This window comes from Thalassolituus maritimus, assembly GCF_900156675.1.
In the GTDB taxonomy this organism is placed as follows: Bacteria; Pseudomonadota; Gammaproteobacteria; order Pseudomonadales; family Oceanobacteraceae; genus Thalassolituus; species Thalassolituus maritimus.
Map to the genome: position 1 here is coordinate 465,987 of NZ_FTOH01000001.1, position 19,984 is coordinate 485,970.

21 protein-coding genes are annotated in these 19,984 nt (G+C 53.9%); 12 read left to right on the forward strand and 9 right to left on the reverse strand.

Going from position 1 to position 19,984, the window contains the following annotated elements; translation table 11 throughout:
* Positions 1–3 precede the first annotated feature (3 nt).
* From yihG to BW941_RS02215, 5 genes are read right to left on the reverse strand one after another with little or no spacing between them, the layout of a single operon-like run.
* Positions 4–888, reverse strand: a complete 885-nt coding sequence (yihG, locus tag BW941_RS02195; protein ID WP_076514035.1) for a 1-acylglycerol-3-phosphate O-acyltransferase, YihG family — start codon at positions 886–888, stop codon at positions 4–6.
* A gap of 10 nt (positions 889–898) precedes the next feature.
* Positions 899–3,013: a phosphate acetyltransferase gene (gene pta / locus BW941_RS02200; RefSeq protein ID WP_076514038.1), complete on the reverse strand. Its 2,115-nt coding sequence runs from the start codon at positions 3,011–3,013 to the stop codon at positions 899–901.
* Entirely contained in the window at positions 3,006–4,190 is a 1,185-nt protein-coding gene (locus BW941_RS02205) for an acetate/propionate family kinase (protein ID WP_076514041.1), read from the reverse strand. The genes pta and BW941_RS02205 overlap by 8 nt, the downstream gene beginning before the upstream one ends.
* A gap of 37 nt (positions 4,191–4,227) precedes the next feature.
* The gene (locus BW941_RS02210) at positions 4,228–4,563 is read right to left on the reverse strand and encodes a PilZ domain-containing protein (protein WP_076514043.1); all 336 of its coding nucleotides are present in this window, start codon (positions 4,561–4,563) and stop codon (positions 4,228–4,230) included.
* Positions 4,560–5,354: a glucosaminidase domain-containing protein gene (locus tag BW941_RS02215; RefSeq protein WP_076514046.1), complete on the reverse strand. Its 795-nt coding sequence runs from the start codon at positions 5,352–5,354 to the stop codon at positions 4,560–4,562. The genes BW941_RS02210 and BW941_RS02215 overlap by 4 nt, the downstream gene beginning before the upstream one ends.
* Before the next feature lie 335 nt (positions 5,355–5,689).
* Here BW941_RS02215 and BW941_RS02220 point away from each other — a divergent pair, with 335 nt between their 5' ends.
* Positions 5,690–6,628, forward strand: a complete 939-nt coding sequence (locus BW941_RS02220; protein ID WP_076514048.1) for a GGDEF domain-containing response regulator — start codon at positions 5,690–5,692, stop codon at positions 6,626–6,628.
* 35 nt (positions 6,629–6,663) lie between these two features.
* Here BW941_RS02220 and BW941_RS02225 read toward each other — a convergent pair whose 3' ends face one another.
* A complete protein-coding gene (locus tag BW941_RS02225; protein ID WP_076514050.1) occupies positions 6,664–7,419 on the reverse strand; it encodes a GNAT family N-acetyltransferase in 756 nt (251 codons plus the stop codon).
* 132 nt (positions 7,420–7,551) lie between these two features.
* On the opposite strand from BW941_RS02225, the gene BW941_RS02230 reads away from it, so the two are divergent.
* Positions 7,552–8,115: a hypothetical protein gene (locus BW941_RS02230; RefSeq protein WP_139325713.1), complete on the forward strand. Its 564-nt coding sequence runs from the start codon at positions 7,552–7,554 to the stop codon at positions 8,113–8,115.
* A 63-nt stretch (positions 8,116–8,178) separates the two neighbouring features.
* Here BW941_RS02230 and hemN read toward each other — a convergent pair whose 3' ends face one another.
* A complete protein-coding gene (gene hemN, locus BW941_RS02235) occupies positions 8,179–9,555 on the reverse strand; it encodes an oxygen-independent coproporphyrinogen III oxidase (protein ID WP_076514055.1) in 1,377 nt (458 codons plus the stop codon).
* A gap of 366 nt (positions 9,556–9,921) precedes the next feature.
* Here hemN and BW941_RS02240 point away from each other — a divergent pair, with 366 nt between their 5' ends.
* Complete coding sequence (locus tag BW941_RS02240; protein ID WP_076514057.1) at positions 9,922–10,584, forward strand: TetR/AcrR family transcriptional regulator; 663 nt, start codon at positions 9,922–9,924, stop codon at positions 10,582–10,584.
* A 31-nt stretch (positions 10,585–10,615) separates the two neighbouring features.
* Here BW941_RS02240 and BW941_RS02245 read toward each other — a convergent pair whose 3' ends face one another.
* Positions 10,616–10,912, reverse strand: coding sequence for an EscU/YscU/HrcU family type III secretion system export apparatus switch protein (locus tag BW941_RS02245; protein WP_068443640.1), 297 nt, complete (start codon positions 10,910–10,912; stop codon positions 10,616–10,618).
* A complete protein-coding gene (fliK, locus tag BW941_RS02250) occupies positions 10,909–12,921 on the reverse strand; it encodes a flagellar hook-length control protein FliK (protein ID WP_084188519.1) in 2,013 nt (670 codons plus the stop codon). Before fliK ends, BW941_RS02245 begins: the two co-directional genes overlap by 4 nt.
* A 153-nt stretch (positions 12,922–13,074) precedes the next feature.
* Here fliK and ccmA point away from each other — a divergent pair, with 153 nt between their 5' ends.
* From ccmA to ccmI, 9 genes are read left to right on the forward strand one after another with little or no spacing between them, the layout of a single operon-like run.
* The gene (ccmA, locus tag BW941_RS02260; RefSeq protein ID WP_068443647.1) at positions 13,075–13,719 is read left to right on the forward strand and encodes a cytochrome c biogenesis heme-transporting ATPase CcmA; all 645 of its coding nucleotides are present in this window, start codon (positions 13,075–13,077) and stop codon (positions 13,717–13,719) included.
* Entirely contained in the window at positions 13,716–14,384 is a 669-nt protein-coding gene (ccmB, locus tag BW941_RS02265; protein WP_076514063.1) for a heme exporter protein CcmB, read from the forward strand. The genes ccmA and ccmB overlap by 4 nt, the downstream gene beginning before the upstream one ends.
* Before the next feature lie 6 nt (positions 14,385–14,390).
* A complete protein-coding gene (locus BW941_RS02270) occupies positions 14,391–15,137 on the forward strand; it encodes a heme ABC transporter permease (protein ID WP_068443649.1) in 747 nt (248 codons plus the stop codon).
* Positions 15,137–15,325, forward strand: coding sequence for a heme exporter protein CcmD (gene ccmD / locus BW941_RS02275; RefSeq protein WP_068443651.1), 189 nt, complete (start codon positions 15,137–15,139; stop codon positions 15,323–15,325). Before BW941_RS02270 ends, ccmD begins: the two co-directional genes overlap by 1 nt.
* Complete coding sequence (gene ccmE, locus BW941_RS02280) at positions 15,309–15,782, forward strand: cytochrome c maturation protein CcmE (protein ID WP_068443654.1); 474 nt, start codon at positions 15,309–15,311, stop codon at positions 15,780–15,782. Before ccmD ends, ccmE begins: the two co-directional genes overlap by 17 nt.
* On the forward strand, positions 15,782–17,746 hold the full coding sequence (locus BW941_RS02285; protein WP_245820021.1) for a heme lyase CcmF/NrfE family subunit: 1,965 nt from the start codon (positions 15,782–15,784) through the stop codon (positions 17,744–17,746). The genes ccmE and BW941_RS02285 overlap by 1 nt, the downstream gene beginning before the upstream one ends.
* Positions 17,743–18,264 (forward strand): DsbE family thiol:disulfide interchange protein, encoded by a 522-nt coding sequence (locus BW941_RS02290; RefSeq protein WP_076514068.1) that lies wholly within the window; start codon positions 17,743–17,745, stop codon positions 18,262–18,264. The genes BW941_RS02285 and BW941_RS02290 overlap by 4 nt, the downstream gene beginning before the upstream one ends.
* On the forward strand, positions 18,261–18,725 hold the full coding sequence (locus BW941_RS02295) for a cytochrome c-type biogenesis protein (protein ID WP_068443657.1): 465 nt from the start codon (positions 18,261–18,263) through the stop codon (positions 18,723–18,725). The genes BW941_RS02290 and BW941_RS02295 overlap by 4 nt, the downstream gene beginning before the upstream one ends.
* Positions 18,722–19,960 (forward strand): c-type cytochrome biogenesis protein CcmI, encoded by a 1,239-nt coding sequence (gene ccmI, locus BW941_RS02300; RefSeq protein ID WP_068443659.1) that lies wholly within the window; start codon positions 18,722–18,724, stop codon positions 19,958–19,960. Before BW941_RS02295 ends, ccmI begins: the two co-directional genes overlap by 4 nt.
* Positions 19,961–19,984 lie beyond the last annotated feature (24 nt).

A 19,984-nucleotide genomic window follows, 5' to 3' on the forward strand; every position in this document is an offset into this window, starting at 1 on the left:
GTTTTACTGACCGCTACGCAGGGCTTCCAGGCGGGCGTCTTTCTCTTCCCAGAGCTTCTGTACCCATTGCTGAAAATGCAGGCGATAGCTGTCGTCTGTCTCGTAGTCACCATTAATCAATTCGGCTGGAATCGGTTTCTCTTCGACAACGACATTGCAGCGCGGCATTTTACCCTGCATAAAATCCCAGAAGGTTGGAATGCCGTCCGGGTAGTTGATGGTCACGTCCAGTATTGACTGGAACTGATCTCCCATAGCGCTCATGGCGAATGCCATGCCACCCGCTTTGGGCTTCAGCAGGTGTTTGAAAGGCGAGCCGGTTTCATCGTGCTTCTTCTGAGTAAAGCGTGTGCCTTCGAGAAAATTCATCACACTGGTCGGCATGTCTTTGAACTTTTCACAGGCCGCGCGTGTTGTATCCAGGTCTTTGCCCTTCATTTCAGGGTGTTTCGCCAGGTACTCTTTGCTGTAGCGTTTCATAAACGGGAAATCGAGTGCCCACCAGGCTGCGCCCATGATAGGCACCTTGATAAGTTCCTGTTTGAGGAAAAACTTCAGAAGCGGAATCCGGCCATTTAATGTGTGTTGTAGTACCAGAATATCGACCCAACTCTGGTGATTGCTCAGTACAAAGTACCAGCCGTTGCGGCTCAGATTATCAGGACGCTCAATCGTCCAGTCCATTTTCTGAGTCAGGATCATCCAGCCAGAGTTACAGCTGATCCAGGCGTTCGCCACAGCTGCCAATAGAGCTGTAAGTAACTTGCGCACAGGCGCGATGGGGATGATCACTTTAAGGAAAGTCAGCGGAAAGAGTAAGCACGCCCAGAACAGGGTGTTAATCAACAGCAGCAGACTTGCAATAATGCCGGTTACGATCGGTGGCATGTCAGATACCTTATTTCTGATGTTGGGACTGAATCGCTGTCAGGGCGATGGTGTAGACAATGTCTTCTACCAGAGCACCACGTGACAGGTCATTTACCGGTTTCGCGAGACCCTGCAGCATCGGTCCGATACTGATGACGTTGGCACTTCGCTGCACCGCTTTATAGGTTGTATTACCTGTGTTCAGATCCGGGAAGATAAGCACGGTTGCCTGTCCTGCGACCGGGCTGTCCGGCGCCTTACTTTTGGCAACGCTGGCGGTGGTGGCCGCATCATATTGCAAAGGCCCATCGACTACCAGATCAGGACGGCGCTCACGTACGATGGCGGTGGCTTCCCGGACTTTCTCTACGTCTGCGCCACTGCCGGATTCGCCCGTCGAGTATGACAGCATGGCAATGCGCACTGGGATATTCATCTGCATGGCGGATTCGGCACTCTGAATTGCGATATCTGCCAGTTCTTCGGGGCCGGGGTCCGGGTTCACAGCACAGTCACCGTAGACCAGAACCTGATCTGGCAGACCCATAAAGAACACAGAAGACACAAGCTTGGCGTTGGGAGCTGTTTTGATCAGCTGTAGAGCAGGGCGGATCGTATTCGCCGTGGTATGGATAGCGCCGGATACCAGCCCGTCGACTTCATCCTGTGCCAACATCATGGTGCCGAGCACGACGTTATCTTCCAGCTGAGCAAGCGCCATAGGCTCTGTCAGATTTTTATGTTTACGGCGTTCAACCATGCCCGCAACGTACTGCTCGCGGACATCGTCTGGATTTACGATACTCAGATCATCTGGCAGCTCAACTTCCTGCGCGCGCGCAACCTGACGGATCGTTTCTTCGTGCCCCAGCAAAATACAGTCAGCGATACCGCGGCTTTGGCAGATGGCTGCAGCAGCAATGGTTCTCGGTTCTTCACCTTCAGGAAGCACGATCCGGCGCTTGTTGGCTCTCGCATGTGATACCAGCTGGTGGCGGAAAGCCGCCGGACTCAGGCGTGGAGTATGTGGCGCACCAATTCTCTCAGACAGTGTTTCAACATCAAGGTGCTGGGATACTGAATTCATAATGCGCTTGACCCGTTCGGTGTCGTCGACGGGGACGTGGGTGTCCATGTGCGTCAGTGCCCTAGCGGTGGAATAGCTGTCGGTATCAACACTCAGAACAGGAAGGCCGGTTTGCCATGCACGCTCGCACAGATTGTGCAGGGCATCGGTTGGTGTGTATCCCGACGTGAGTAGCAATCCAGCGAGTGGCGTGCCATTGGTCGCTGCCATTGCGCTGGCGACAATGATGTCATCCCGGTCTCCTGGCGTCACCACCAGTGTTCCGGGGCGAAGGTGGTCGATCATATTGGTCAGTGTGCGGGCGCAAAGAGTGATGCGTGCCACGCGCCGCTGATCAATGTCGCCCTCACTGATAATGTCTGCTTTCAGCGCACGGGCAATATCAAGCGTACGTGGGCTGAGGAGGTCCGCCTGCCATGGAATGACGCCGAGAACAGGGCAGTCATCAATCGTGATCTGCTCGCACTCTTTGGCGCTACAGCCTGCCGGGGGCATATCCGCAGGAGATTCTTCAGATGTGGGTAATGCGCCATGAATGTCGGGTGCGCCGGCCTTGTTAATAATACAGCCCATCATGCTGGCTTTCTTGCCGCCAAAGAGTCCGACCTGCAATTTCAGGTCTGAACGAATCTGGCTGGCACTTTTGCCTTCTGCGCTGGTGACCAGCAATACGTCTGCCCCCATAGCTTTAGCAATTTCGACATTCAGCTTGGCCGTGTACGGCTCGCTCCGATCTGGTACCAGGCCCTCGATAATCACCACATCGCAGCCTTCTGCGACCTGAGCGTGAAGGCCGACAGCATCTTCCAGCGTACGATCCAGCATGCCATTACTCACAGACTGCTGAACATCTGCCAGTGCCATCGGTTCTGGGGTGTCCAGGTGGAGAACACTGCGGATAAGCTGTGTAGAGCGCTCGTTGGCCGATGAGCCAGGGGCGATCGGTTTCACGAAGCCAACTTTCAGCCCCTGAGCATCAAGTGCCTGAATCAGTCCCAGGCTGATGGTCGTCAGGCCGCTTTCAGTATCGGTTGGGGCGATGAAAATATTAATCATGGTCAGATGTCAGCCTGTATGTGTCCTGCGCGATCATGCGCTCTTCGTCGGTAGGTACAACCATCACCAGGGGGGTGCCCTGTTCACTGATTCGTCCGGTTTCGTTGCCGTTCGATTGGTTAAAGTCGCTGTTGAGGCGATATGGAATATTCTTCCAGCACGCCAGAATACGCTGACGGATATTGGCCGCATGCTCGCCAATACCGCCGGTGAATACGACTGCATCGGTGTGTGTGAAGTTAGTGCTGAGTGCAGCAAGATGACGGGCAGTACGGAAGCAAAATGCATCAATCGCGCGCTGAGCAGCCTCATCCCCCTCGGATTCCGCTTCAAGGAGAGTTCGCATATCGTTGCTGAGTCCACCAGACATCCCCAGTAATCCACTCTCGCGGTTCAGCGTATTCATCAAGTCATCGAGTGGCTGTTTTGTGGTCTCACTCATAAACTCAATCAGCCCTGGGTCAATATCACCACTGCGGGTGCCCATCACCAGGCCCTCGAGGGGAGTCAGCCCCATGGTTGTGTCAACAGATTTGCCCTGGCGGATTGCACAGGCACTGCAGCCATTGCCTAAGTGAGCAATGATCAGATTGAGGTCTTCGGGCGACTGCTGCAACCGCCGTGCGGTCTCGGCAGCAACGAAGCGATAACTGGTGCCGTGAAATCCATAACGACGGACGCCATATTCTTCGTACCAGGCGTAGGGCACGCCATAGAGGTACGTCGACTCAGGGATGGTCTGGTGAAATGCGGTATCAAAGACAGCAACGTTGGGCACGCCCGGGAGTAATTCACCGCAGAGTTCGATCCCCATCAGGTTCATCGGATTATGCAGTGGTGCCAGTCCGGAAACTTTCCTGAGCTCGGCAATGGTGTGCTGATCCAGCGTGCAGCTCTCGATGAAAGATTCGCCGCCATGGACAACCCGGTGACCAATGCCTCTGAGTCCCTTGAGCTGGGATTCCGCGGCCTTGATGAATGCGGTCAGTGCGGCATTGTGATCCATACTTCCCGAGGTCTGAAGTTCGATCTGACCTGAGACAGACAATGAAGCTTGTTCTGTACCCAGGCGCTCGGCGTTAGCCTCTATAACAGGGGTGGTTTCTTCAGCGCTATTGTATAGGGCAAGCTTAAGGGAGGAGCTGCCACAGTTAACTACCAGTACCGAGCCTTCCATCGGTGTATTTATCTCCTGTCCGTAAGGTGAGTCGGGTTTACTCAGGCCGTATATCCTGGCTTGCCAGGTACCCCAGTAATCTCAAGGTGATATCGCCGTCGTGCCTTAAAAGCCGCTCTTTATGGAAGCGGAGGCTGTAACGGCTGCCCTGTGTCCCGGGTTCTGCGCGAACGATCTGAGCCGGGATATTCTTTAATTCATGTTCTGCAGCGGAAATCGTCAGGTTGACCCGGGCGCCGATGGGCATTTGTCCCTGGCTGATGACGGTCATGCCGTCGGTAGAAAGCCAGGTTACGGTGCCTGAGATACTGCGTCGCTTCAGAGGAAGCCAGTGATGACGTATGAGCGTGACCTCGATATGTGACTCTGTCATGAATCAGAGGTTTCCGGCTGATCGTACTTTCCCAGTTTGTTGAATCTGATCATGCTGCGCACTTCATCTATATATTCATGGCCTCGCTCGGAATAACTTTCGAGCCCACCGGCGACCACAGTGCCGCTGGCAAAGCCTTTGTTTTTCATTGCTTCTGAGCGGATACGGCGTAATTCGCGGTACGCGTCATGGCGGTTAATGTTCAACATGTAGCTGCGTACGCTGGCGTAGGGGCTCTTGAAAGAGGCTACCTCGTGGAATGCGTCGCCAGCTCGCTGCTCAGGCACAATACCGCAGCCCTTGCTGAAGCACCACTGACCAAACAGATTGTTACCTTTCACTGCAAACCTTGAGGTTCCCCAGGCTGATTCGTTGGCCGCCTGTGCCATGGCCAGGCTTGGCGGAACCGGAGCTACACGCACTAACAGGCGTTCTACCAGCTTGCTGGTTTCTTTCACGTCTTCGAGCCGGTACTTTGAGGCCAGCGTTTGAAGAAACTCGTTCGCGTCGTCATCCAGCTCGTCGTACTTCCCATACTCCTTGATAGCGAGCAAGGCCGAACGCTCGGCCATGATCTCCCTATTTGCCTCATCGGCCAGGCGTTCGATAAAGGAGAAAAAGGCCTGTTTCTTCTCTTTGACATTGGTGTAGGAGGAAAAGTCCGGGAGTTTCTCTTTGCTGATCGTTTTATCAACGGTGAAGTCTGTCGCGACGTCCAGTTGATTACTGCAACCGGAAAAGAGAAAAGCCGCCATTGCGAGGCCATACAGGCAGATCGTACGTACGAACATAGGGAGAAACTCCTGTTGAAAACATGAACTTAGTTTATCAGGTTCCTCTACAGGGGTTGAAGATGCCGGTAACAATGGCTTTTTGCCAGCCATAGGGATTGCTTGAAATAGGACAAATCGGGTAAGGGTTGACAATAAACTGACGAAAAAAAGCGCCTAACTTTTAATTAAACTGACGTCCAGTAATTAATCGTTAAATTTTATTAACAAGCCGCAAGAATACGATATGCTGGCCGATAATATTCAAGGCAGGTTTGAGAGTCATCAGCGCAGACAGTGAACGGTTTTGCGACTCAGGCCAGCCCAACTTGGACAACGGTCGGGGCGCCGGATTTATGGCAACAGAACCCATTATTTTGATTGCAGACGAAACTTTGTCTGTGCAGGCTCAGCTTGGTGAAGCGCTGGGTAAGCAAGTATCGCTGGTAAGCGCGATGAATCAGGAGCAACTGGATTACTGGATCGATCAACCAGACCGCAAGCCAGACCTGTTAGTTGTAGATCAGAATTTTACCGGACAGCAATTGTCGCGTTTCTGCCATTACTGGAAGCAGGACCCTGAAACCCGTCAGATCGGTCTGATTGTGATGGGCCCTGATGATGACGATGTGGAAATTTCTTCACTGGGTGCAGGTGCCGATGCGTATCTGCGTAAGCCGCTTAATTCTCAACTGTGTCGTATCCGGATTGATCAGCTGCTGGCAACGCGCAAAGAAATGCAGCGTCTGGAATCATTGTCTGTTACTGATGGCCTGACCGGTATTGCAAACCGTCGCTATTTCGATGATTTTCTGAAAGCTGAATGGCTGAGAGCGAAGCGTGAGGGCGGCAATATTGGCCTGATCATGGTGGATATCGATCATTTCAAAGCGTTCAACGACCACTATGGTCACCTTGAGGGCGATCACTGTCTGCAGAAAGTAGCAGCGACGCTGAAAGAGCAGGTGCAGCGCCCGCGGGATCTGGTCGCCCGTTTTGGCGGTGAAGAATTCGCTGTGGTTCTGCCATCCATTCATTTTGACGGCATGAAGGTCGTTGCGGACCGAATCCGGTCGTCGCTGACCGAAGCAGCAATGCCTCACGAAGCGTCAGATACGAGCGACATCCTAACGGTAAGTATGGGATTAGCCTGGGCGGAGCCGTCTTCGTCAGACAGTATGGATGCGTTAATTGAGGCGGCAGATGAAGCCTTGTATGCCGCTAAAGCGGGTGGACGGAATCGTTACAGCGAAACGGTTGATCTCGCCTCTGTCCGGTCGTTAATGACCAATTGAAAGACAGGGGGCAATTAGCCCCACTGTCTGATTCTTCAGCCGCGCAGAATGCGGCTGAGGAAGCGGTAGTTCATATCTTCCCGGCGCAGCAGAATCATAGCGTCGGCGACTCCGAAGTCTGCATCCAGGTACGGTTCACCACAGATTTTTACGCCAATTCTCAGGTAGGCCTTCAGCAATGACGGCACCAGAGACTTCCCGTCGAGTTCGGTGCTGGTCGCAGGTACCGGAATTTTTGGCACAGCGCGCAGGTTATCAGGGGTCATGTGCTTCTCACGCAGATGATCCATGATGGCGTTGGCCTGCTCGAAACCACCAGATACAGGAATTGAACAACACCCCATCAGATAGTCGATGCGATTGACTTCCATGTACTCGGCGAGGAATCCCCAGAGGTAGCCAATGGCGGCCCCGGTGCGGAAATCGGGATCAACACAGGTACGACCGATTTCCATGTACGTCTTGCCCGGCTTCAGGACTTGACTCAGATCAAACTCGGTAGACGAATAGAAGCCGCCGGCGCGTGCTGCCAAGTCATTGGTCAGGATACGGCTGTAGGCCACAATGGTATCCGTCTCGTTGTCCTTTACGATCAGGTGCATGCAGATGTCATCGAAGCGATCTTTATCGATGCCCATGTCTGCGCCCTGAACGTCTGCACCCATGTCTTCGGCAAAAACACGGTATCGCAGCTCAAGCGCCTGACGAATCTCACGCGGATCTGAAGTAATGCGTGCCACCATGCCGGTTGCTGGTTCAGTGGCTCTCAGTTGGGCATTAGACTGTGCCATGTGTTTTCCTGTTTCTTTTTTCACGCCGGAATTTATAACAGTTCTGTGACAAACGGATGACATTTCCGTGCAGAACCTTACCTCTCGTGTGGCCTGTCAGAAAGCGGCTATCCTAAGTGCATGGAGGTAATTATGAAACCTTTGTTACAGATATTTTTATTGTTTTTCTGTGCGTCTTCACACGCCGTCCCTTATATCAGTCCGGAAGCAGCGATTGAGGTGCTCAATCGTGATTATGCAGGTGAAACTTTATACTGGAAACCAGCGTCCCTGCCATTGACTCTATCGCAGTCAGATCGCAGCGCTGAGGCCAGTCAGCTGGCTGAACTCTTTGAGATGGCGTTGATTGGGCGGGAGAGGCGCATATCCACCGAAGAGATAGAAAAGGGGCGCAAGCGTGTGGTCGTTGGCTGGCGTTACTACTGGTTAGATGACGCAGGTGCTGGGGTGTCATACGGTACACGGCGTATAAAGTCGCTGGTGACGATGACGGATCCGATCGAGCGTGATGCTCGCTGGTTTGTTGAAGTAAATATCCGGTGGTTTGTCGACGGTCTGGCAGGCTGGATCAGCGAGCCGGTCTTCAGGCGTGCAAGACCTCTCAGGCGCGCTATGGAGTCCGAAGAAAAGCCCTTTGAAGCGACCCTTTACCTTGAGTACGTCGATCACCACTGGCGTTTGTGGCAGCCAGAGTAGGTCTGGTGCCACATCGCTCGATACATCGTTCGATACATAGCTCTGGCAGGGCGATAAAGCGATTCAGATGGCCTTAGAAAACCGCCGAGTTTCGTTCTCATCCCGGTATGCATCAAACGCCATACATACCTGACGGACCATCAGGCGTCCGGCATTGGTAACACTGATGGCTTCACTCGTAACCGTCACCAGTCCATCCTTTTCCATTTCACGCAATTGTTCTGTCGAGCGACTCAGATAGGAGCGGCTGTCGATGGCAAAGAGTGTATTCAGATCATCGAACTTAACCGTCAGATGACAGAGCAGGCTCATAATGACTGTCTTTCTGATCAGGTCGTCTGTGGTTGATGAAACTTGCCGCATCGTTGGAAGCAGCCCCTTGTTGAGTTGCTCGCCCCAGTTGCCCAGGTCCGTCTGGTTCTGGAAAAAAGAAGAGCCAATCTGACTGATGGAAGACACGCCGAAGCCGATCAGGTCACAGTTACCATGAGTGGTGTAGCCCTGGAAGTTACGGTGTAGCTTGCCTTTCTGTTGAGCAATGGCCAGCTCATCGTCCGGTAGGGCGAAGTGGTCCATACCTATGTATTGATAGCCCGCTTGATCGAGCCTGGTGATGGCCGTACCGAAGATGGCCAGCTTCTCAGGCGCATCCGGGAGGTCCTCTGAGTTAATGCGACGCTGAGGCATAAAACGCTCTGGCAGGTGAGCGTAATTAAAGATGGAGAGTCTGTCCGGGCGCATATCGATGATGCGCTCCAGTGTCTCGGCAAAGGTTGATCGGGTCTGGTGAGGTAAACCATAGATAAGATCAATATTAATAGACCTGAACCCCAGCGCCCGCGCGTCTCGCATCACAGCCTCAATCATTTCCTCTGGCTGAACACGGTTCACAGCAATCTGCACACGCTCGTTCAGATCCTGAACACCAAAGCTGACGCGGTTAAAGCCTAGGTCCCGTAGGGTCTTCAGGGTGTCAGGGCCCAGCTCTCGAGGGTCAATTTCAATCGAGAAATCTGAACTCTCGTTATCCTGAAGGCTGAACCTCTGACGAACGTATGTCATCAGTTGTCGCAACTGATCATCACTCAGGTACGTTGGCGTGCCGCCCCCCAGGTGCAGTTGCTCAACCGGACGTGAGCGGTCAACCAATGCCGCTTTCAGATCGATTTCACGGTAAAGCTCTGCCAGGTAGGCTTCTGCGCGGTCTCTGTGTTTTGTCACTATTTTGTTGCAGCCGCAGTAGTAACAGACGTGACGGCAGAAAGGGATGTGAAAGTAGAGCGATAGTGGTTTATCAGAGTCAGCAGCCAGCGCGGAGCGCTCACAGGCATCAGATGTCGCCGGTGTAAATTCCACCGCTGTAGGATAAGAGGTGTATCTCGGCCCGGCGCGGTTATAACGCTGGATCATCAGTGGGTCCCAGGTAAGGTGTTGCGACATGTGCTGGCCTGTTTTTTGAATATTTGAATAAGTATTGAAGAAGTAAGTGACGATGAATGAGCAGAAGAATACGCTTGCGATCAGCCGGGCATCTTGTCCTGAATCAAATCACGGGTAGATTCAAACGTCTCTTAGTCGGTTACTGATGGATGCTGCCAACAGCCTGATGAGGAATTTGGCGGGTTTGGTCTGGTGCTGGACAGGATAGTCCCTTAAAGTGTGGGGGATTGTTGAGGTTAGGCCTCTAATGGCCTTGATTTTATCAATGATTGATCGTTTTATAGTCGCTTTCCTGACTATGTACATGAAGTGCAGCGAAAAATTCTAATAAACATGCGTACATGATTGGAGCATTTGGGGTCAGCTATGCCTAAAAAGCCGTTTACACCGGAAGAAATTGCCGCGCAGCGCGAACGAATTATGGACAGCGCGTCGCACGTGATGGCTGAGGTTGGCTTTCATCATCTGTCGATGCGAAAGCTGGCATCTCAACTCGGGATGACAGCAAGCAACATCTATAACTACTTCCCTAACAAAGAATCTCTGTTCGTTTTTACCCGTCGCCGCGGTTTTGAAATGGCGTTTCAGGATATTAACGAGCAGATGAGTCAGCATCTTGACCCGCGTTCGGCACTCTATAACTTTGCCGGGCACCTGATTCAGTTTGCGCAGCGCTCACCGGGCTATTACCAGCTGATGTTCCAGCCACCTAAAATGACGCTGACAGACCCGGAAGTTGTCGATCGTGACGTGTTGCTTCAGGTGGATCGTCTGGCCGAAGAATGGCAGTCGCACCTGTTATCAATGCTGGCAGATGCGGTTCCGGCCATCTCTGCTGCTTCAGAAGCACGACAGAAACAATTGGCGCTGTTTTTCGTTTCGTCCCTACATGGTCTCATTGATACTTACTACTACAAAGCCTTGCCGAAGCTACTCTCAGGCGTTGATCTGATTCCTGATGATGTGGTCGAAACACACATTGGCTGGTTGCTGGCTTCCCTCGAACATCAGGCCGAGAGCATTCACTGAGGTCCCTCAGTGCTTCGGTAACAGATCGGGTTTACTTGCTGCCTTTCGGTTGACCCGGAAGGCGGCCTTCTAAGCGATAAACGAAGGCCAGGATCTCAGCGATCACCTGATAGAGCTGCTCAGGAATTTCTTCCCCGACCTCAAGTTGCCCCAGCCAGGTGGCAAGTTCGGCATTCTCATACACCGGGACTTCGTGCGCGATGGCGACGGAAATGATGGCTTGTGCAAGATCGTATTCGCCGCTGGCACTGACGTGAGGGGCGTGTTCGCCATCGTAGGCCAGAGCAATGGCTTCGGTTGCGTTCAGCAGGTGCTCAGGAATCGTCATGTGTGAATATCCACCAGTGAATGTCTTATAACTGGCTGTTCGCCGGGTAATTTTCGCCCATGGCGCGCTCGCAGCTCGCCCACGTCTGCTCCGAGTGAAGTCAAGTTTTCTCGCAGTGGTCGCAATGCCTGTTGAATTTCCGACAGGGTATCTGAGGTTTCTGACCAGAAGGTCGCAGATACCGCAGGGGGACATAAGTCCAGTTCGATATCCAGCGGGCCGAGCGTTTCCAGATCAAAGTGCAGGGTGATCTGCCAGCGCGACTGTTTCTTCTGGCCATCCTCTGATGCACTCTGATCGTCATCCCGTTTAAGGCACAGCAGGTCCTGCTTGACCGTGTCGTTGTCCCGCCACATCAGAGGGACCTGATACTGTGTTGTATCCTGCGTCTGTACCAGGCGAACCTGCTCGGATTCGGTCTGGGACAGAGCGGTCTGCAGTAAACGGAAGGTTTCGGGTCGCAGCCCCTCGTTGAGCGCACCAGCCAATGGATTGGTCTGGGCGCCTGATCGTGCCGCTGCCATCGTAGCGCTTCCTGCAGCGCCTTCTGACGTGGAGGCTGGGTTGCTTTGACTGCGCCCCAAAATAAACAGGAGTAATCCTTTGAGGTTATCGCCGGGAATGACCGGCGAGCTTTGCAGTGCTGAACTTGCGGTTGAACTGGCCGATGAGCTACTTAGCAGAGCGGCCAGCTGGGCGGCACTTGTCTCAGAATTAGCCGGCCCCTCAGAAGACAGTTGCTTCTGCAGTGTTTCAATCGCAGATAGCAGCGATGGCTTGGTGATCGCAGAGGTGTCGGTGCTGATGGACTGACGTAAAGACTCTGATGCGCCGTTCGCCGCTGAGCTTGCCGTTGAACTTGTTGGGGCTCCAGCGTGTGCAGAGGCCTTGCTCCAGAGCGCCTTAAAAACAGATGCGACGTTTGTCGGTGATGAAACAGGCTCACCGGACCCGGACGCAGAAGCACTGCCCTGCGGTGTCGCCGCGAGACGAAATAACTGGCTCTCGTAATTCAGTGGGCTATTGGATATGGCTTTGTGAAGGCCTGATGGTGAACTGAGTTGCGCCGCATCGGGCAGGTTTCTGACTAACGACTCGGTCGCTTGCAACAGGCTGGATTGGCTATTTCTGTTAGCTCCGGCAGATGTCAGATCATTTAACACAGCACGCAGAACAGCACTGTAGTCGGGGGTAGAGGTTGTCGCGACAGAGGGGCCTCGCAGTCCAGTACTGCCACCGACTGAATACCCGTTAGATACTGAGGCAGCCTGGGTTGGAGCTTGTCCTGACGATGTTGCCACTGATCCTGTCGGCAGTGAACTCCCTTGTGACCAGCCTGCACGCGCCATCAGTAAGGCTTTCATCGTATCCGGTAACGCTGCTGTGGAAGACGTTGTAGCGCCTGCGCCAGAGGCAGAGGTTGGGTTCTGCTGGAGGATGGCAGAGGAAGTGGTTATGCCATTGCTGGCTCTGGCGAGCTGAAGCGCGGCGGTTAACTGCAACTGTTGCGCCATCGACTGTAACTGTGAGGCCAGCGAAGCATTCCCGGAGGCCTGAGAGGCAGGGTTGGTTGATGTCGGTGACGCCTGACTTTGTGGAAGCTTAATCTCTGTAATTACGACACTGGGCGGCGTTTGCTCGGTCACCCGCAATGATACTTCGGCGCCTACCGGTAAGGGATGCGAGCTCTGAAGGTTCAGCGACTTCCCTTGAGAGGTGACTGTGATCTGCCAGTTGTTTGGGCTTGAGGGGTTTCTGTCGCGTGAGCCGTTTTCTCTGACGTTATTCTTCGCGCTATCAGTGACGTCAGCGCTCGTCTGGCGACCGGATGTTGGAGGTTCAGAAGTACGCCGGCTCGCTGTCACTGTGGCTGAAAACTCGACGTCTGAATTCGCGGCAGAGCCCGACGAAGCAGCTGACGATGAGCGCGCAGCAGAAGCCCCTGACGTTTCGCTGCGTACAGCCTTTGTCAGCGCGCTCTGTATCAGGGGCATATCAGGTGTTTTCATAGTTCACCTTATCGGCGCAGATTGACAAATCTTTATTGCGCTGGCTCAGCGTTGTCGTTGGCTTTTTCGGTATAATGCGTGCGCCAGATTTATTGATGACTCACTGGCGCTTCACTTATTTGGCCATAGTATGGCCCGGAAATCGAGGTTCTGATGACGCCACAGCAGGGCGCCCAGCAAACATTACTCAGCGCGAGCGAACTCTATTGCGAGCGTGATGACCGTGTCCTTTTCGAAGGGCTGTCGCTGAGTATCTCAGATGGTGAGCTGATCCAGCTGGCAGGTCCTAATGGTGCCGGTAAAACGACGTTACTGAGGTTGCTGGCCGGGCTGAACCGCGATTTCAATGGGCAACTGCTCTGGCACAATGCGCCTATGACGACGGTGTACTCTGAGTATGCCCATCACCGCTTGTATATGGGACATCTGTCCGCGGTAAAAAAATCCCTGACCGCACTCGAGAATCTACGTTGGTTGACCGCGCAGGATAAAGCATCGGAAGAGGAACTCTGGGACGCTCTCGAACAGGTCGCGTTGGCGGGTTACGAGCATACTCCCTGCCTGCAACTCTCGGCCGGGCAGCAACGCCGTGTTGCGCTGGCTCGTTTAAAAGTCAGCAAGGCACCTCTATGGATATTGGACGAGCCCTTTACTGCTCTGGATAAGGACGGTGTTTCGTGGCTTGAACGCGAACTGCAGTCTCACGTATCGAACGGCGGTGCTGTGATCATTACCAGTCATCATGCGCTTGAAGGTATTCCCGGTTTACGTCGGATAGAGCTCGGAGGTGTCGCATGAGCCTGGTTCGGGCTACGGTTCGTCGAGACCTCTTGCTGGCTGCCAGAAATCCTGGTGAGTGGGCAAATCCTCTGATGTTTTTCCTTATGGTCGCGGCTTTGTTTCCGATGGCGGTCGACCCGAATCCTGAGTTTCTCTCAAAAATCTCTGGAGGCGTGATCTGGGTAGCCGCCTTGTTGGCGACGCTGTTGTCGTTGGACTCCTTGTACCGTGCCGACGTTGAAGACGGTTCACTGGAGCAATGGCTGGCATCGGGGGAGTCTCTGTATGCGATGTCGCTGGGAAAAGCCCTGGTGCACTGGTGCATCAGCGGCCTGCCTCTGACTCTGATGTCGCCCTTATTAGGTGTGATGCTGCATCTGCCGGAAGACGCCTATTTCGCTTTATTTATCAGCCTGGCCGTGGGAACCCCAGTTCTGAGTCTGCTGGGCGCCGTCGGGGCCGCGCTGACTGCCAGCCTGAGAAGCGGTGGTCTGTTATTGACGCTGTTGATTCTGCCTCTGTACGTCCCTGTGCTGATCTTTGCTGCCAGTGCGGTTTATCACGCAGGGATCGGAATGGCTTACAATGGCCAGGTCGCTATGTTGGGCGCCATGTTAGCGCTGGCACTGGCATTAACCCCTTTTGCTGCTGGTGCAGCCTTAAAACTGAATTTATCGCGGTAACTGAATATGTGGCAGTGGCTTGTACGACTCTATCATCGACTCGGATCACCGAAGTGGTTCTATGAAATGACCGAGCGCTGGATCTTCTGGTTAGCGTTAGCGGCAGGTGGCTCGGCGATCGTGGGTCTGGTGCTTGGTTTGCTGTATGCGCCTGCAGATTATCAGCAAGGCGATAGTTTCAGAATTATCTACATCCATGTTCCTGCGGCTTTGCTGGCTCAGAGTGCCTATATGATGATGGCGGTTGCCGGTGCTGTGTACCTGATCTGGCGTATGAAAATGGCCGCCTGGGTGGCGAAGGTGATTGCGCCTGTCGGTGCGGCATTCTGCCTGATCGCGCTGCTGACGGGGGCTATCTGGGGTAAACCGACCTGGGGCACCTGGTGGGTCTGGGATGCGCGCCTGACGTCTATGTTGATGCTGTTGTTTCTTTATTTCGGCGTAATGGCGCTGCAGCAGGCGATGGAGTCAGAGGAAGCATCGTACAAGGCGGGGGCTATTCTCGCGCTGGTCGGTCTGGTGAATATTCCGATCATTAAGTATTCGGTGGAGTGGTGGAATACGCTGCATCAGCCAGCCACTCTGAAGTTGACCGAGAAACCGTCCATGCACCCGGATATGCTCTGGCCACTGCTGATCATGATTGTCAGTACTTATCTGTTTTTCGCACTGGTCGTCATTTTGCGTACACGTAACGAAATCCTCTGGCATGAGCGTAAACGCCAGTGGGTTCGAAAGATTCTGGAGTCCTGATGGAATTTTCTTCGTTAGCTGAATTTATTGCGATGGGAAAACACGGTTTTTATGTCTGGCTTTCGTACGGACTGACCGCCGTGATCATCGCCTTTGTTGTGATGCAGCCGATTCTGCATCGCCGTCGTTTACTGAAAGAGCAGGCCCAGCGTCTGCGTCGGGAGAAGCGTAATGCACCCTCAGCGTAAAAAACGTCTGCATCTGATTCTGTTTCTGGTTCTGGCTGTAGCATCTGCGGTCGGGCTGGCCATGTACTCACTGTCACAGAACATCAACCTGTTTCAGACGCCGACACAGATTGCTAACGGCGAAGTGCCACCGGGCCGCACGATTCGTGCGGGTGGTCTGGTCGTTGAAGGAAGCGTTGAACGCGATCAGCAGGGGCTAGGGGTTACCTTCCGTGTGACCGATGGTCAGTCTGAAGTGCCTGTTTTCTATGACGGTATCCTGCCGGACCTGTTTCGTGAAGGTCAGGGGATTGTGGCCTTGGGTGAAGTGAACACAGAAGGACTGTTTGTTGCTTCAGAGGTTCTGGCGAAACACGATGAAAATTACATGCCGCCTGAAGTTCAGGCAGCGCTGGAGCAGGCCCATCAGGACGGTAAAGCCCAGATGGAAGCAGCGGCCAAGGAGGCAAGCTACTGATGCTGAATACCGCAATGCTTCATCTGCCGGAGATCGGGCAGTTTGCACTGATACTGGCCTTCATTATGGCCGTCCTGCAGGTCATCATTCCGCTCTTCGGTGTAAACCGTGGGCAGCTCTGGTTGATGGGCTATGCGCGCCCATTGGCCGTGGGTCAGGCGCTGTTTCTGGTGATCAGTCTGGTATTGCTGGCGACCAGTTTCGTGATGGATGATTTTTCGGTTGCTTACGTGGCCGCTAACAGCAACAGCCTGCTGCCTACGCCTTATAAAATAAGTGCTGTCTGGGGGGCTCACGAGGGCTCGCTGCTGCTATGGGTCACTATGCTGGGCCTGTGGGGCGTAGCCGTTGCTTTGCTCAGCCGCTCACTGCCATTGGATATGGTTGCGCGTGTGCTGTCGATCATGGGGATGGTATCGGTGGGTTTTATCCTGTTTACCCTGGAAACTTCCAACCCCTTTGCGCGTATTCTGCCAAGCCCGCCGCAGGACGGTGCTGATCTCAATCCGCTGCTGCAGGATTTTGGTCTGATCGTACACCCTCCGACTCTCTACATGGGCTATGTGGGGCTGTCGGTTGCCTTTGCGTTTGCTCTCGCAGCACTTATGAGCGGTCGTCTTGATGCTGCCTGGGCGCGCTGGTCACGCCCATGGACCACGGCTGCCTGGATCTTTCTGACCGTCGGTATTGCTCTGGGAAGCTGGTGGGCGTACTACGAACTCGGCTGGGGCGGCTGGTGGTTCTGGGACCCGGTAGAGAATGCATCGCTTATGCCCTGGCTGGTAGCAACGGCGTTACTGCACTCTCTTGCTGTGACAGAAAAGCGTGGTCTGTTTAAAAGCTGGACGGTGCTGCTTGCGATTTTTGCCTTCTCTCTGAGTCTGTTGGGGACTTTTCTGGTGCGTTCTGGCGTTCTTACGTCGGTGCATGCATTCGCATCCGACCCGGAGCGGGGCGTATTCATTCTTGCCTTGTTAGGGATATGTGTTGGCGGCTCCTTGCTGCTTTACGCGCTCAAGGCGCCGACCGTCGCCTCGGTGGGGCGGTATGAAGTTGTGTCTCGGGAGACTGCACTGCTGGTTAACAACCTGTTGCTGGTGGTGATGGCTCTGGCGGTACTAACCGGCACACTGTACCCGCTGGTGTACGACTTTATGGGGCTGGGTAAGCTGTCGGTAGGCGCGGCCTGGTTCAATACCATGTTTGTTCCTTTGACCGTGGCGCTGGCGCTATTAATGGGTGTGGGTGCTATGACCCGATGGAAGTCCGATCGTGTCAGTCGACTCGGCGGCCAGCTGTGGATCGCTGGCATTCTGGCCATCGTGTTCGCGATTGTTGTGGCGCTGCTGCTGTCTGAAGCCGTGAACGGCAGTGTGGTTCTTGGGTTGGGTATTTCTTTCTGGCTGATCTTTGCGACCTGTGCCGATGTGTGGAAAAAATCGAGAGGCCGTTTAGGCAAAATCCCCTCACTCGGTGTGAGTTATCTGGGCATGGTGATCGCGCACGTGGGTGTTGCTGTGACGATTATCGGCGTCACTATGGTGTCCAATTACAGCATCGATAAATCGGTGCGCATGGTACCGGGGCAGGTAGAAACTCTGGGTGATTATCAGTTCGAATTTACTGAAGCCGGAACGATAGATGGGCCTAACTACACATCACAGGCGACGCGGTTCAATCTCTACAAAGAAGGAAAGAAGATTGAAGTGCTGACTGCGGAGAAGCGCCGTTATCACGCCCGAGGCAGTGTTATGACCGAGGCTGCGATAGACGTCACTCTATTCCGTGATGTTTACATCTCTATGGGTGAAGCCCTGGAAGGTGACGCCTGGGGGATGCGTCTGCAGGTTAAACCTTACATGCGTTGGGTATGGCTGGGCGCTATCTTTATGTCGCTCGGTGGCTTTATGGCCGTGCTGGATAAGCGTTACCGCCGTCGTCAGAAAAAGGAGAAGCTGGCATGAACCGTCTGCTGCTATTTATCCCGCTGGTGATCTTCGCTCTGATGGGGTTGGTCTTTTGGGTAGGCCTGGGCATCGAAGATAAAACCAGTTTGCCGTCGCCGCTTATCGGTAAGCCATTTCCGGAATTCGAGCTGGGTGTTGTCGAAGACGGCAGAACCCTGACAACGAAAGATCTGCAGGGGCGACCGGCTCTGGTGAATGTGTGGGCAACCTGGTGCCCGACATGCAAAGCCGAGCACGCCTTTCTGAATGAGCTGGCAGAGCAGGGCATCCGCATCATCGGAATTAATTACAAGGATGATGTGATGAAAGCACGGGACTGGCTCAAGGCTTACGGCAATCCCTATGCATACAACCTGTCTGATCCTCAGGGAAAGCTTGGCCTCGAGCTGGGCGTGTATGGCGCTCCTGAAACCTTCCTGATTGATTCAGAAGGTATTATCCGCGGTAAGCACATTGGCGACCTGAACCCTGTGGTCTGGGAATCTCTGGGTAAACAATTCGGGGAGATGCAATGAAACACTGTCTTTGGTTGTTGTGCCTGATTGCATTGCCTTCGTGGTCGGTGATTGATGGGCACAAGTATCCGTTTCAGGACCCGGAAGATGCTGCACGGTTTGAGCAGTTGGCGGAAGACCTGCGTTGCCCGAAGTGTCAGAACCAGAATCTGGCGGATTCCAATGCGCCGGTCGCTGCGGATCTCCGGGACAAGGTGTATGAGCTGATGCAGGAAGGTAAGTCTGACGATGAAGTCGTGACGTATCTGGTTGATCGCTACGGTGATTTTGTTCGTTATAAGCCACCATTTCGCTTGGATACTCTGCTGTTGTGGGGAGGCCCCGCACTTCTTTTACTCTTCGGAATTCTGCTGCTGGCACTTTTGCGACGCCAGCAGGCTCAGCCCGTTGCCGAGTTGTCTGCGGAAGAGCGAGCCCGCCTCGAAGCGTTGAAATCCAGTCTCGATGAGGAAAACAAATGATTACTGGTCTGATCGGCCTGTTGGTTGTACTTCTGCTGGTGCTGTTATATCCAGCTATTCGTAATGCTCAGGCTGAAGCGGCAACCCCCGGTAAACTGCAGGCTCAGGAAAACCTGAGACTCTATAAAGAGCGGGTAGCTGATGTTGAGGCGATGGATATCAGTGAAGACGACCGTAAGGCGATGATGCTTGAGCTGGACCGGGAGCTGCTGGCTGCTGCGGACAAAGCGGCAGGATTTCACACCGGGCCGGGTAAGGCTGCGCGTTTTGCCTTCACATCATTTCTGATTCTTCTGTCTCTTGCGGCGACCTACTCACTGTACATGAGCTGGGGGGCTGGCAACGAAGTGCGGGCTACGCAGTTACTGGAATACTCGGCAACGTCAGAGTTATCTGAAACTGAATACAAAGAACTGGAGAAGCGACTTGATTCTGCGGGCGCGCGCGACCCCGAGAATCTGGAGTGGGCGTTCCTGAGAGGGCGGCTACTGGAAGCAGAAGCACGCTTTGCCGAAGCGGCAGAAGCTTACGAAAATCTACTAACCAAGCTTCCGGATGAACAGGTGCAGGACCGGGCGGCCATCATGACCTCAATGGTTCAGGCGCGCTTCTTCTCGACCGGCCAGCAGGCTACGGACGAGCTCTACAATACCCTGAAAGAAGCGCTGGCACTGGCGCCAGGCCAGCGTAAACCGCTGGGTTTGGCCGGAATCATGGCTTATGAACTGGGTAATTATCAGCAAGCCATCGAACACTGGAAGGCTCTCTGGATACAGTTGCCGGAAGGCAGTATGGAAGCCCGCACCATTGCTAATGGTATTGGCCGCGCTGCTGAAGTGCTGGAAGAGCAGGGCACTCGTGTTGACCTGAGCTGGATGGTCCCTGCGCGAGTTGAAGTTACCGTTGCGCTGTCAGACGACGTTCGTCAGCAGGTACCTGTAAACGCAACCGTATTTGTTCTGGCGCGTAAGCTGGATGGGCCGCCGATGCCACTCGCAGTTCAGCGTCTTGTGGTTTCCCAGTTGCCGACCACGGTCGTGTTGGATAACTCGATGGCGATGGCAGCAGGCGCCAGTATTGGTGACGTTGATGAGGTGACCATTACTGCCCGAGTTTCTCTATCCGGCCAGCCAATGGCTCAGGCGGGAGACTGGCAGGGGCAGGTCTTTAATGTTCCGACCAGAGGCTCTGAGGCCATTCAGGTGACTATCTCAGAGCAGGTCAGCGGCGAATAACAAAGCCATAAAGCCAGATAGAAC

Bases quoted from the DNA above. Each gene is read 5' to 3' on its own strand.
- yihG (WP_076514035.1), bottom strand. From the start codon at position 888: ATGCCACCGATCGTAACCGGCATTATTGCAAGTCTGCTGCTGTTGATT.
- pta (WP_076514038.1), bottom strand. From the start codon at position 3,013: ATGATTAATATTTTCATCGCCCCAACCGATACTGAAAGCGGCCTGACG.
- BW941_RS02205 (WP_076514041.1), bottom strand. From the start codon at position 4,190: ATGGAAGGCTCGGTACTGGTAGTTAACTGTGGCAGCTCCTCCCTTAAG.
- BW941_RS02210 (WP_076514043.1), bottom strand. From the start codon at position 4,563: ATGACAGAGTCACATATCGAGGTCACGCTCATACGTCATCACTGGCTT.
- BW941_RS02215 (WP_076514046.1), bottom strand. From the start codon at position 5,354: ATGTTCGTACGTACGATCTGCCTGTATGGCCTCGCAATGGCGGCTTTT.
- BW941_RS02220 (WP_076514048.1), top strand. From the start codon at position 5,690: ATGGCAACAGAACCCATTATTTTGATTGCAGACGAAACTTTGTCTGTG.
- BW941_RS02225 (WP_076514050.1), bottom strand. From the start codon at position 7,419: ATGGCACAGTCTAATGCCCAACTGAGAGCCACTGAACCAGCAACCGGC.
- BW941_RS02230 (WP_139325713.1), top strand. From the start codon at position 7,552: ATGAAACCTTTGTTACAGATATTTTTATTGTTTTTCTGTGCGTCTTCA.
- hemN (WP_076514055.1), bottom strand. From the start codon at position 9,555: ATGTCGCAACACCTTACCTGGGACCCACTGATGATCCAGCGTTATAAC.
- BW941_RS02240 (WP_076514057.1), top strand. From the start codon at position 9,922: ATGCCTAAAAAGCCGTTTACACCGGAAGAAATTGCCGCGCAGCGCGAA.
- BW941_RS02245 (WP_068443640.1), bottom strand. From the start codon at position 10,912: ATGACGATTCCTGAGCACCTGCTGAACGCAACCGAAGCCATTGCTCTG.
- fliK (WP_084188519.1), bottom strand. From the start codon at position 12,921: ATGAAAACACCTGATATGCCCCTGATACAGAGCGCGCTGACAAAGGCT.
- ccmA (WP_068443647.1), top strand. From the start codon at position 13,075: ATGACGCCACAGCAGGGCGCCCAGCAAACATTACTCAGCGCGAGCGAA.
- ccmB (WP_076514063.1), top strand. From the start codon at position 13,716: ATGAGCCTGGTTCGGGCTACGGTTCGTCGAGACCTCTTGCTGGCTGCC.
- BW941_RS02270 (WP_068443649.1), top strand. From the start codon at position 14,391: ATGTGGCAGTGGCTTGTACGACTCTATCATCGACTCGGATCACCGAAG.
- ccmD (WP_068443651.1), top strand. From the start codon at position 15,137: ATGGAATTTTCTTCGTTAGCTGAATTTATTGCGATGGGAAAACACGGT.
- ccmE (WP_068443654.1), top strand. From the start codon at position 15,309: ATGCACCCTCAGCGTAAAAAACGTCTGCATCTGATTCTGTTTCTGGTT.
- BW941_RS02285 (WP_245820021.1), top strand. From the start codon at position 15,782: ATGCTGAATACCGCAATGCTTCATCTGCCGGAGATCGGGCAGTTTGCA.
- BW941_RS02290 (WP_076514068.1), top strand. From the start codon at position 17,743: ATGAACCGTCTGCTGCTATTTATCCCGCTGGTGATCTTCGCTCTGATG.
- BW941_RS02295 (WP_068443657.1), top strand. From the start codon at position 18,261: ATGAAACACTGTCTTTGGTTGTTGTGCCTGATTGCATTGCCTTCGTGG.
- ccmI (WP_068443659.1), top strand. From the start codon at position 18,722: ATGATTACTGGTCTGATCGGCCTGTTGGTTGTACTTCTGCTGGTGCTG.